Here is an 11,160-nt window from a genome sequence, read left to right on the forward strand (position 1 = left end):
TGCGGGATCGCGAGTCCAGCAAGCGCATCCTGGTGCGCCTGCTGGAACACCTGATGAACGTCGCGACGGCGGAGGTGGCGGCAGGCACCTGGTGACGCGGCGGGAAACGACGCCGGCACCCCGCGGGGTGCCGGCGTCGTCCGTCATCGGGTGGCGGTTTCGTCGACGCGAGCGAGGACCTCGACGACGCCGCGGTCGCCGTCGACGCGGATCCGCTGCCCGTCCCGGATGCGGCGGCTGCCGTCCTCGGTCCCGCACACGCACGGCAGGCCCAGTTCCCTGGCGACGATCGGGCCGTGGCTGAGCAGACCGCCGAAGTCGGTCACCACCGCCCCGGCGACCAGGAACAGGGACACCCAGCTGGGGTCGGTGGTCTCGCAGACGAGGATGTCGCCGTCGTCCAGTTCGGTGGCCGCCGGGTCGCGGACCACCCTGGCGCGTCCTTCGACCACGCCGCCGCTGGCCGCCACCCCGGTGATCGTGGTGCCCACCGGGGCGTCCGATGAGGCGTCACCGCCGATCTCGATCAGCTCGGGCATCCCGGCCCACGCCTGCGGGAGCCGGTAGCGCAACCGGTCCTCGTACTGGGCGCGCCGGTGCCGCACCAGGTCACGGCGGTCGGTGGCGTCACCGGAGACGACCTCGTCGAAGGTGAGGTGGAAGACGTCGGCGGCGTCGTCGAGGAGTCCCCGCTCGACCAGGTCCGCGCCGATCCGGCGGGCCGCGGCGCGGGCGACGTCGAAGGTGAGCAGGTAGCCGGCCTTGCCCTGTTCCCGCAGCGCGAGGAAGCGGGCCGAGAGGTTGGTCAGCAGCGTGATCGAGCGGCGCTGGAACGGCGACACCGCCTTCTTGAGCTCCTCGGCGGCCGCGTGCCGGATGCGGGTCTGCTCGGCGGCGCGGTTGCGGGGCGCCCGCGGGTCGTCTTCGGCGACCGCGCGGTAGTCGGCGAGGCGGGCCAGGATCGGCGCCGGGTCCTCACGCCACGAGGTGCTGTGCAGCTGGCCCTCGTGCGGTCCGTGGTAGCCGTGCCGGTCCAGGAAGGTCTTGAGGTCGATCCGCTCGTGCGCGAGCAGCCACAGGTCCTGGGCGACCTCGTTCTCGTCCGAGCCGACACCCGACAGCAGTCGGGATTCCAGGCCGGGCACGTCCGCGGCGGCGACCATGGCGGCCAGCCGGTCGGCCAGGCCCGAGCTGACGAACGCCACCAGCAGGTGCAGGATCATGATCCGCTCGAAGCGTTCCCTGGCGTCCTGCAGGATCGCCAGGCTGTCGGCGACGGACCCGCCGGGGATCGTGGGCAGGGTCTGCAGGCGCCACTCGCGGAGCTCGGCGAACATGCGGTCGTGCTTCTTGGGCAGGGTGAAGACGGCGCGGGGCGCCTTCACCCCGATGATCGGGTACCGCCGCATCGAGTTCTCGTCGACGGTGCCTTCCCGGACGTAACCGAACAGCTGTTGTTCGATGGCGGTCGCCGAGGTGCCCGGGATGAGGCTCGCGACGGCACGGAACTGGTTGATGTTGGCCGCCGCGCGTCCGGCGAAGGCGGTCCAGAACTGGTCCTCGATGCGCTCGGGCACGGCCAGCGCGGCCTTCCCGAACACGCCCATGCCGAGGAACATCTTGCGGAACGCCAGCTCCATCGGGCGGTGGATGAAGGTGAAGCCGAGCGCCGTGGAGACGCCGGGGAAGGCTTCGGCGACGTTGCCGGTGGTCCAGGTCACGCCGGGATCGCAGGCCGCGTTGTCGAGCGGATCGGATCCTGGTGTGGGAGGAAGCATGAGCGACACCAATCATCGTTCGGTTTAGGTAGGCCCGGGTGATCTTAGACCTGCTCGGGAGGGCTGCATAAGGTTGCTGTTGAGCCAAAATTCGTTTGGGGGCCACGTCTGAGCAATAACCCGGCAACGCACGGTTAACGGTTCTATGACACTGCGCTATCGGCGCTGGTCAGCGGCTGGACCACTGTGTACGGTGCGCCGGCCGATTTTCCGCGCTCTGCGGAATTTGATCGTCGTTCTACAGGGAAAGCCGTTTATCACCCGGCCGGGTTCCGGGTGGTGTTGGCTTATAGTCACGGCGTGGTGAGACCCAAGGTTCCGTTGATCTCGAGGCGAAGGGCGCTGGAGGTCGCGCTCGAGATCGTCGACGACGGCGGGCTCGAAGCGCTGAGCATCCGGCGCCTCGCGGCCGCGATGGGGGTCAACGGTGCCTCGCTGTACCACCACTTCAAGAGCAAGGAGGACATTCTCGTCGGCGTCGCGGACCTGGTTCTGGAGGAGGTGCGTGACACCGGGGAGCCCGACGCCTCCTGGCGGGAGTGGCTGCCGGACAACGCTCGCACCCTGCGCCGCGTGCTGCTCGCCCATCCCGCGCTGCTGCCGGTCATCGTCGCGTCGCGGTCGCACGGGTTCGGCGCGCACCTGCTCGACACCTCCGCCGCCCGGCTCATGCGCGAGGGTGTGCCGAGCGCGGTGGTGATGCCACTGCTCGACGCGCTCGCGGCGTTCGCCGTCAGCAGCGCTCTGCACGAGACCCGCACCGGCGGGCCGGGCGCGAGCGCCGGGGAGTACCCGGCGCTGGCGAAGGCCGAGGCCGATCGCGGCCTGAGCGCGGACCAGATATACGACCTCGTCATCACGAGCATCCTGCAGGCCATCGACACCGCGGTCGAGCAGCAGCGCGCCCGGTGGATGAGCTCGATCCCGGTTCCCGTAGACGAACCGCGGTAATGCGACGGTCCTTCGTGGACGCGTGCCGGCACGTCAGGCGCTCGGCGTCGTCGCGTAGCGGGCGGTTCCGGCCATCCAGTGCATCAGCCCGGATGCCAGTGCCCGCACGCCGTCCGCGTACCGGGCCGCCGGATCCGGTAGGGCGGCCGCCGCGTCGCACAGGAAGTCCAGGGTGAGCAGTTCGGCGTTGACCAGCTCGACGATCTTGGTGACCGCCTCGGCCACGGTCAGGCCCTCGTGCGTCGTCAGCACCACCGCGAGGTTGGCGCCGGTGCCGTGCGCGGCTTCCCGCTGGTACGAGAACAGGTCGTTGGCCCACGTGCTCGCGTTGCTGAGCCGCAGCGCCAGGTCGGTGATCTCCGGGCGGCCGGACAGGTCCTCCGGCAGCCAGGCTTCGTTCGCCAGCTCGACGAGCGCGGCGGCGTAGAACATCCCGCCGTTGTAGTGGCGGGAGGTCACGTACCGCGCCGTCGTCGGCACCGCGCTCGCCGCCCGGAGCGCGCGTTCCTCCATGCTCGTTTCCAGGTACGCCAGGTGGATCCGCGCGGCCCGGTCCAGCCAGTGTTCCGGTGCCACCGACCGGGTTTCGGTCCACAGCGAGTCCAGCAGCGCCGCCAGCGGCTCGGCCGCCACCGCCGCCGGGTCGGCCTTGTCGTTGAGGATGTCCGCGATGAGCCCGACCACGTGGGCGGCGTGGTCGTCCTGGTCGGGGCCCCAGATCTCGTCGAGGAAGTCGTCCAAGCAGGACATGTGGGTCAGCAGCCGCGCGGCCAGCCACAGTCCGGGGTATTCGGCATCGGGCCACATCCGCGCGTGTTCTTCGGCGCCCTGGTGGCGGAGGAACTGTCTGGTGAGGCGGTCCGCGTCCGGGTGCCGGGAAAACACGCCCTGTTCGACGAACCACCGTTCGGTGTCGACGACGAGCCGGTCGAAATGGGGATTCCGGCGGGCGGGGAACGGGCATCTGATCACGACGTCCGAATCCGGCGCCTGTTCCCCGAGCCAGTGCACCGCAGGAGTCCATTGGGTAGCCATCACAGTGAGAATCCCGTCCGTCGCCGGGCATCCACCGGGATGCCGGTGTTCGATGGAAGTGGCCGAAAATGGCCTGCAGGGTAGTGTGAGCGTTTCCGTCGGCGCCGAATCCGATCTTCCGACCATAGCGGCAGCCGGGGAGTCGATCAACCTCCTGTTCACCTGGTCCACTTAGGACTGTTCGGCGGAATTCCGGCGTACGCAGGTATGTCTTCGGCCGGTGGGAGCAACTGGTGGGCCTCCACGGAACTCGGTGCGCTTCCCTGGTACAAAGGCACGGCGTTTTTCGCGCGGAGATCGGGGGCCTGGATGCGCGTGCTCATGACGTGCCAGCCGTTCTACTCGCACCTCGTGCCGGTGCTGGTGCCTGCGGCGAAGGCGCTGCGACGCGCCGGGCACGAGGTCGCCGTCGCCACGGCGCCGGCCATGGCGCCCCACCTCGCCCGCGCCGGGATCGAGCACCTGCCGCTGCCGAACGTGCTGACGTTGACCGAACTGGTGGCCGATCCGGCCGCGGTGCCGGAAGGTGACGTGCGGGAGGCGTCCAGCACGCTCACGATCGCCTTCGCCGGTTCGCTGGCGGGCGCCTTCGCGCGGGACGTCCTGGCGGTGGCCGGCTCCTGGAAGCCCGACGTGCTGGTGCGGGAGTGCAAGGAGTTCGGCGGCTACCTTGCCGCGGAGAGGCTCGGGCTGCCGCAGGCGGTCCTGGACACTTCTCCTTTCTCGGCACTGAACCTGCCGCTGGTCCGGGACGCGCTGAACGGTCAGCGGGCCGAGTTCGGACTGGACACCGTCGACGAGCCGGGGCACCCGGAGGGCTTCCTGCTCGCCGGGGTGGTGCCGGCCGCGTGGTACCCGGAGGAGCTGCGGGTGTCCTCGGCGCGCTACTACCGGCCGGATCCGCCCGCAGGCCCGCTCGACGTGTCGCTGTTGGATCTGCCGGACGACCGGCCGCTGGTCGTCGCGGGGCTCGGCAGTGTGGCGCGGACCTTCGTGCCGGAGACGCCCGCGGTGCTGGAGACGATGGTCGCCGCGCTGGGCGATCTGCCGTGCACCGCGGTGGTCGCGTTGGGTGCCGACCCCGGCGAGTGGACCGGTCCACGGCCCGGCAACGTGCGGCTGATGTCGTTCGTGCCGCAACCGCTGCTGCTGGAGTCCGCGGATCTCCTCGTCACCCACGGCGGTTTCGGCAGCGTCGCCGAGGCGATCCGCACGGGGACCCCGATGGTGCTCCTGCCGATGTTCTCCGACCAGTCCCACAACGCGGCGCGCACGGCGGCACTGGGCCTCGGCATCCGGCTCGACGTCGGTTCCCTCACGCCGGCCTCCCTGAGCGAGAGCTGCGAACAGGCCCTGCGGGCCCCGTACCCCCACCGCGCCGCGGCGATGGCCCGGCAGTCCCGCGCTTGCCCCGGCTTCGACCAATTCGCCGAAGACGTGGCCGCACTGGTCTAGCCACCGCGCGCATCGAGAACCGCCCGCGGTCTCCTCCGAAGGGACGCCAACAGAAAAACCCCGGCTGACGAGGTGCTGAGCATCTTTGCCCAATTCGAATCGGCGACTGGTTCACGCCTCGAACGTTCCGCCGGACGGTGGCGACGCTGGTCACTGACACGCTTCCGGCGCGGGAAGCGAGGACCTTCTCGGCCACTCTCGTGTGTCGCAAACCACAGACACCTACGTCGGCCGCAACCTGCCGTCCCGGCGTTCGGCAGTAGTGCTCGGCGTGCTGGACGTCGCCAAAAACGGCAGTAAACCGGCACCAAGATCAGAAAGCAAAAACCCCAGGCCCTAGGACCTGGGGTGACTGTGCGCCATCAGGGACTCGAACCCCGAACCCGCTGATTAAGAGTCAGCTGCTCTGCCAGTTGAGCTAATGGCGCTTGCTCCGGCCGCCTGGTCTCCCTGGCGACGAAGAAAAGATTAGCACGCCTCCGAGGGCCCCTTCACGGAGGGTCCCCAATCACGTTTCGGCAGGTCTGGCCCCTGCGGGCGTCGAGATCGGGCAGACTGGGAGCAGGAGTACGAAGCGGGCGATCTTCACCTGATTGGGGGCATGATGCGGCGTTCGGTGGGGGCGGGCAGATGGGCTTGCCTGGTGCTGGCGGTTGGGCTGGTGGCCGGCTGCACGACGGAGCCGGGTGGTGGCGGGCGGGGTGAGCCTGCGCCGCCGTCGGTCGAAGCCGCCCGTCCGGCGTCGCTCGCGGTGGTTCCGTCGTCGGGCGCCGCCGACGTCGCGCCGGGGGAAGCCGTGTCGGTGAAGGTGGCCGACGGCAAGCTGACCGAGGTCACGCTGCGCAACCCCGAGGGTGAGCCGGTGCCGGGCGCACTCTCGGCGGATGGTTCGTCGTGGGAGTTCGCCGACGGGCTCGGCTACGGCAAGCAGTACACGTTGACGGCCGTGGCGGTGGGCGCCGATGGCAAGCAGGTGACGTCGACCTCGACGTTCACCACCGTGGCGAAGCCGCGGAAGACCATCTCCGTCTCGTTGAACATGCAGGACGGGGAGACGGTCGGGGTCGGGATGCCGTTGATCTTCACGTTCAACTCGAAGGTGGCGGACCGGGCGGCGGCGGAGCGGGCGCTGAGGGTGGTGACGGAGCCGGTCACGGAGGGCGCGTTCCGCTGGATGAGTGACAGTCAGCTGATCTGGCGGCCGAAGGACTACTGGTTGCCGGGCACGAAGATCTCGGTGGACGCCGCGATCTACGGGAAGTCCCTGGGCGGCGGGGCGTACGGGCTGGAGGACCGTGCGGCGAAGATCACGGTGGGCGACCGCGTGGAGGTGCTCGCCGATGGTGGTTCGCACCAGGCGAAGGTGTTGGTGAACGGCGCCGAGGTGCGGTCGTTGCCGATCTCGATGGGCAAGCCGGGGAACACCACGCCGGTGGGGACGTACACGGTGATGAGCGAGCACGTGGGTTACACGATGGACTCCGGCACGTACGGCGTTCCCGCGGACACGCCTGGTGGTTACCGGACGTTCGTGCAGTACGCGGTGCGTTTGTCGAACAGCGGGATCTTCTACCACTCGGCGCCGTGGTCGGTGGGTTCGCAGGGGCGCCGGAACGTGAGCCACGGCTGCATCAACTTGTCGACCGCCAACGCGAAGTGGCTGATGGACTTGTCGAAGAAGGGCGACCTGTTCACGGTCGCCAACAGCGGCGGCCAGCCGCTGGAACCCACGGACGGCTGGTCGGTCTGGCAACTCCCCTGGACAGCCTGGACAACCCCCACAACCAGCTAACACCCCAACCCAGGCCCAGCCCCACCAGCTCGCCAACGGCAGGTGGGGCTGCGCCCACCACAACACGAGGCGACTGAGCCAGAGCAGTGGATCGGTCACCAATCCCCACGAGGTCGCTCCGCGACCGAGTAGGGGCACCCCACGCTGGTTCCCACCGCTCGTGCCCAGCGCTCGCCAAGGCGAGGAGCTCGCACCGTGGGGGCCCGGGGGCTCGGCCCCCGGATGAAATGACGAACCCCACCCGGCGAGGCCGCGAAGCGACCGAGCAGGGTGGGGCCATTGGGGTGAGTGACGGGACTTGAACCCGCGACTTCCTGGACCACAACCAGGTGCTCTACCAGCTGAGCTACACCCACCACGTGGGGCGTCTTGCGATCGCCACCAGCCGGGATATCGTAGCGTGCCCGTCGCGGGGGCCTCGCGGGGGGTCAGTTGCTGTGTTTGAGCTGCACTTCGGCGGCCGCGGCGCGGGCTTCGTCGCTGCTGGGCCCTGGCATGGGCACGAACGCGGTGCGCCGGTAGTAGTCGAGTTCGCTGATGGATTCCTTGATGTCGGCGAGCGCCCGGTGGGCGAGGCCTTTCTCGGGCTTGGCGTAGTAGACGCGCGGGTACCAGCGGCGGACGAGTTCCTTGACCGAGGACACGTCGACCATGCGGTAGTGCAGGTGGGCGTCGAGGGCGGGCATGTCGCGGGCGATGAAGCCGCGGTCGGTGGCGATGGAGTTGCCCGCGAGTGGCGCGCTGTTGGGTTCGGGGACGTGGGCCCGGATGTAGTCGAGGACGCGTTGTTCGGCTTCCTCGAGGGTGGTGACGGAGCGGCGGACTTCGTCGGTGAGCCCGGATTTGGCGTGCATTTCGCGCACGACGTCGGGCATGCCGGCGAGGGTGTCGTCATCGGCGTGGATGACGATGTCGAGGCCGTCGCCGAGGATGTTGAGGTCGGCGTCGGTCACCAGGGCGGCGATTTCGATCAGGGCGTCCTTCGCGAGGTCCAGCCCTGTCATTTCGCAGTCGATCCAGACAAGACGGTCGGTCACCGGGAAACCCTAACGCGGGCCGCGCGCGGGGACCTTCCGGCACAGCGGAACGGGCCGCCCCGACCGCGGCCCGTTCCGGTTGTGTCAGTTGTTCTCGATCTGCTCGATGATCGTTTTGGCGTCGTTGATGGGGATGGCGAAGCCGATGCCGACCGATCCGGCGGAGGTCGACGAGGGGCTGTAGAGGGCGGAGTTGATGCCGATGACCTCGCCGTTCATGTCGACCAGTGGGCCGCCGGAGTTGCCCTGGTTGATGGACGCGTCGGTTTGGATGGCGGTGTAGCTGGGGCTGTCGCTGCTGGTGTTGGCGGTCTGCCCGAAGGGGGTGTCGGGTTCGCCGCTGGAGATGTCGGAGAGGTCGCGGTTGAGGGCGCTGACGATGCCCGAGGTGACGGTGTTCTGCAGGCCGCCGGGTGAACCGATGGCGACGACTTCTTCGCCGACCTGCACCTTGCTGGAGTCGCCGAGGGTGGCGGCGGTGAGGCCGCTGGCGCCCTCGGCCTGCAGGACGGCGATGTCGGCCTTGGTGTCGGCGCCGACGACGCCGGCCTGGTACTTGGTGCCGTCGGAGAGGGTGATGGTGACGTCGCCCACGGCGTCGGACACGACGTGCGCGTTGGTGAGGATCTTGCCGTCGGAGCTGAGGATGACTCCGGAGCCGATGGCCTCGCCTTGGCGGGTGGTGACGTTGACCTGCACGACGCTGGGCAGCACCTTGGCGGCGACGGCGCTGACGTCGGTGTTCGTGGTGCTGGACACGGTGGTGGCGGTGGTGGCCGAGCCCGTCGGCGTTCCGCTGTCGAGGCCCACGATGGCGGCTCCGCTGGCGCCGCCGATGACCGCCGCGGCGAGGGTGCTGGCGGTGACGAGTGCGGCGACGCGCTTCTTCTTGGGCCGCGGGGGCGTGAGCACCGGCGCGGCCGCGACCGGCTGCTGGTAGTAGGGGTGGCTGTAGGTCGGCGGGACTCCGCCGGCCTGGCTCGCCCGGAACTCGTTCTCGTTCATGCCCATGAGGTTCGTCCCCTTTCTTGTGAGAATCCTGTGGAGCGACCCAGAAATCCCCTGAGAAGAATTTCCTGAGAGTTCTCAGTCGCGGATCTGTTTCGGCAGGGCGGGCCAGGTGCGGCCGGGGGACAGGTCGCGGGCGAGGTGCGCCCACCGCTGGGGCGGGACGGTGCCCGCGGGCTCCGCAGGCCGGATTCCCGCCCGGCGCAGGGCGCGCCGGTCGAACAGCAGGTGCGCCGGCGCGGAGGGGTGGCGGTAGGCGGTGGACAGGACCGTCCACAGTGCTCGTTCGGCTGACCGGGGGAAGTCGTTGCGGCGGATCGCCAGGAGTGCGGAGTCGACGCGGGGTGGCGGGGAGAAGTGCCGCGCGCCGATCCGGGACACCAGTTCGAGGTCGAAGCGGGCGGCCCACCATGCTTGTTCGAGCCGCCCGGGCACGGTGGCGCAGATCCGTTTGGCGAAGCCCCATTCGACGAGCAGCGCCGCGCGGTGGAGCGCGGTGTGGCCGGTCAGGACGCGGCGGAGGATCGTCGTCGATAGCGCGTACGGGATGTTGGCGACGAGGTGGAACCGCCGTCGCGGCAAGGGAATGTCGCGGACGTCGGCGTGCACGACGCGAACGTTCGGCCGATCACCGAATCGGGTGGTCAAGCGGCGCACGAAGTGTTCATCTCGTTCGACGGCGAGAACGCGTGCGCCGGTGGCGGCGAGGTGGCGGGTGAGGGCGCCCTGGCCGGCGCCGATCTCCAGGACGAGATCGTCGCCGCCGATGGCGCAGGACTGGACGAGCTGTGCGGCGATCGCCGGTGTGGCAAGGAAGTGCACGCCGGCGGACCGCCCGGCACGAGGTGCCGAGGGCATGGGTACTCCACGTCATGAGAGCGGGCAGGAGCTCATGACGCAGCGACTGGCGTTGTGGTGGCTGGAAAAGCCGAAGTGTGCGGGGCAGCCGCTGCGTTCAGGCGCGCCGCAAGCGGGCGAACGCCACGCAGGACTGCAACAAGGTACCCATGGCTCCACCGTAGCGGGGCCGGCAACTGCTTTTCCCGGAATTGTCGGTGGGTCCCGCTACCGTCGTCCCATCATCGTCGGACCGAAGGAGAGCAACGATGACGAGCAATGTGACGGGCACCGTCGAGATCGCCGTGCCGGGGCCGTTCGACCTCGCGGCGGCGGCCGGGTTCCTGGAGGGGTTCGCGCCCGCGTCGCGACCGGATGCGGCGGAGGAGCCGGGCACCCTCCGGTTCGCCTTCCCGTTGCCGGGCGGGTGGGTGCATACCGGGGTGCGGGTGCGGCAACGGGCGCCCGGATCCGTCGAAGTGTCAGTGGTGGCAGGGGAAGCCGACGTCGCCGAGGCGGCGCGGCACGTGGCGCGGATCCTGTCGCTCGACGTGGACGGCTCCGGTTTCGCCGCGGTCGGCGAGCGTGATCCGGTGGTGGGTGCGTTGCAGGCGCGGTACCCCGGGTTGCGTCCGGTGTTGTTCACGTCGCCGTACGAGGCCGCCTGCTGGGCGATCATCGGGCAGCGGATCCGGTTCACGCAGGCGGCTCTGTTCAAGCAGCGGATCGCCGAACTGCACGGCAGGCAGCTGGACGTCGACGGGCGTCGGTTGTGGTCGTTCCCGGCGCCGGCGGAGTTGCTGGAGATGCCCGCGCCGCCGTGGCTGCCGGAGATCAAAGTGGACCGTCTCCGCGTGGTGGCGGAAGCCGCGCTGACCGGAGTCCTCGACCCGGCCGCCCTGCGCGCCGCGGACCCCGAGGACGCCCTGGAGACGCTGCGGGCCCTGCCCGGCATCGGAGCGTTCTCGGCGCAGCTGATCCTGATCCGCGGCGCCGGTCACCCGGACGTCTTCCCCGCGGACGAGCGGTACCTGCTGGAAGAAATGCGCCACGCGTACATCCGCCCCGCCGCGACGCCCGCGGAACTCGCCTCGATCGCCGATGCGTGGGCCCCGTACCGCAGCTGGGCCGCCCTGCTGTTCCGCGTAGCCCGCGACCGCCGCCGGAAACCCGCAGCAGCGGCGACGACGGTGGCGCCAACGCAAGCCGCCTGAGCCCCGCAGCAGCGGCGACGAAGGTGGCGCCGACGCAAGCCGCCTGAGCCCCG

At 69.8% G+C, this 11,160-nt stretch carries 9 protein-coding genes and 2 tRNA genes; 4 read left to right on the forward strand and 7 right to left on the reverse strand.

Annotated elements, in window-relative coordinates; genetic code table 11:
* Positions 1-143 precede the first annotated feature (143 nt).
* A complete protein-coding gene (locus ACCP09_RS10190; RefSeq protein WP_433745286.1) occupies positions 144-1,721 on the reverse strand; it encodes a PEP-utilizing enzyme in 1,578 nt (525 codons plus the stop codon).
* A 357-nt stretch (positions 1,722-2,078) separates the two neighbouring features.
* Between ACCP09_RS10190 and ACCP09_RS10195 the strand changes: the two genes are divergently transcribed.
* Positions 2,079-2,729: a TetR/AcrR family transcriptional regulator gene (locus ACCP09_RS10195; protein WP_027934361.1), complete on the forward strand. Its 651-nt coding sequence runs from the start codon at positions 2,079-2,081 to the stop codon at positions 2,727-2,729.
* 33 nt (positions 2,730-2,762) lie between these two features.
* Here the strand turns inward: ACCP09_RS10195 and ACCP09_RS10200 are convergent, their stop codons facing one another.
* Complete coding sequence (locus ACCP09_RS10200) at positions 2,763-3,740, reverse strand: terpene synthase family protein (protein ID WP_433745289.1); 978 nt, start codon at positions 3,738-3,740, stop codon at positions 2,763-2,765.
* Between the two features lie 333 nt (positions 3,741-4,073).
* Here ACCP09_RS10200 and ACCP09_RS10205 point away from each other — a divergent pair, with 333 nt between their 5' ends.
* On the forward strand, positions 4,074-5,219 hold the full coding sequence (locus ACCP09_RS10205) for a glycosyltransferase (protein WP_433745292.1): 1,146 nt from the start codon (positions 4,074-4,076) through the stop codon (positions 5,217-5,219).
* A gap of 355 nt (positions 5,220-5,574) precedes the next feature.
* Here the strand turns inward: ACCP09_RS10205 and ACCP09_RS10210 are convergent.
* Positions 5,575-5,647 (reverse strand) — tRNA-Lys (locus tag ACCP09_RS10210).
* A 173-nt stretch (positions 5,648-5,820) separates the two neighbouring features.
* Between ACCP09_RS10210 and ACCP09_RS10215 the strand changes: the two genes are divergently transcribed.
* Positions 5,821-7,011, forward strand: coding sequence for a L,D-transpeptidase (locus ACCP09_RS10215; protein ID WP_123685075.1), 1,191 nt, complete (start codon positions 5,821-5,823; stop codon positions 7,009-7,011).
* 280 nt (positions 7,012-7,291) lie between these two features.
* Here ACCP09_RS10215 and ACCP09_RS10220 read toward each other — a convergent pair.
* The 4 genes from ACCP09_RS10220 to ACCP09_RS10235 all read right to left on the reverse strand — a co-directional run bounded on the left by ACCP09_RS10220 (position 7,292) and on the right by ACCP09_RS10235 (position 9,914).
* A tRNA-His gene (locus ACCP09_RS10220) sits at positions 7,292-7,367 on the reverse strand.
* 72 nt (positions 7,368-7,439) lie between these two features.
* Complete coding sequence (orn, locus tag ACCP09_RS10225; RefSeq protein WP_081617601.1) at positions 7,440-8,048, reverse strand: oligoribonuclease; 609 nt, start codon at positions 8,046-8,048, stop codon at positions 7,440-7,442.
* Positions 8,049-8,132: 84 nt separating this feature from the next.
* Entirely contained in the window at positions 8,133-9,053 is a 921-nt protein-coding gene (locus tag ACCP09_RS10230) for a S1C family serine protease (protein WP_433745297.1), read from the reverse strand.
* Positions 9,054-9,134: 81 nt separating this feature from the next.
* A complete protein-coding gene (locus ACCP09_RS10235) occupies positions 9,135-9,914 on the reverse strand; it encodes a ribosomal RNA small subunit methyltransferase A (RefSeq protein WP_228685115.1) in 780 nt (259 codons plus the stop codon).
* A gap of 248 nt (positions 9,915-10,162) precedes the next feature.
* Here ACCP09_RS10235 and ACCP09_RS10240 point away from each other — a divergent pair, with 248 nt between their 5' ends.
* The gene (locus ACCP09_RS10240; protein WP_433745301.1) at positions 10,163-11,107 is read left to right on the forward strand and encodes a DNA-3-methyladenine glycosylase family protein; all 945 of its coding nucleotides are present in this window, start codon (positions 10,163-10,165) and stop codon (positions 11,105-11,107) included.
* Positions 11,108-11,160 lie beyond the last annotated feature (53 nt).

The organism is Amycolatopsis sp. 3B14 (genome assembly GCF_050958625.1).
In the GTDB taxonomy this organism is placed as follows: domain Bacteria; phylum Actinomycetota; class Actinomycetes; order Mycobacteriales; family Pseudonocardiaceae; genus Amycolatopsis_E; species Amycolatopsis_E thermoflava.

Excerpts from the sequence above, each read along its gene's own strand:
- ACCP09_RS10205 (WP_433745292.1), top strand. The coding sequence starts at position 4,074 with ATGCGCGTGCTCATGACGTGCCAGCCGTTCTACTCGCACCTCGTGCCG.
- ACCP09_RS10215 (WP_123685075.1), top strand. The coding sequence starts at position 5,821 with ATGATGCGGCGTTCGGTGGGGGCGGGCAGATGGGCTTGCCTGGTGCTG.
- ACCP09_RS10230 (WP_433745297.1), bottom strand. The coding sequence starts at position 9,053 with ATGAACGAGAACGAGTTCCGGGCGAGCCAGGCCGGCGGAGTCCCGCCG.
- ACCP09_RS10235 (WP_228685115.1), bottom strand. The coding sequence starts at position 9,914 with ATGCCCTCGGCACCTCGTGCCGGGCGGTCCGCCGGCGTGCACTTCCTT.
- ACCP09_RS10240 (WP_433745301.1), top strand. The coding sequence starts at position 10,163 with ATGACGAGCAATGTGACGGGCACCGTCGAGATCGCCGTGCCGGGGCCG.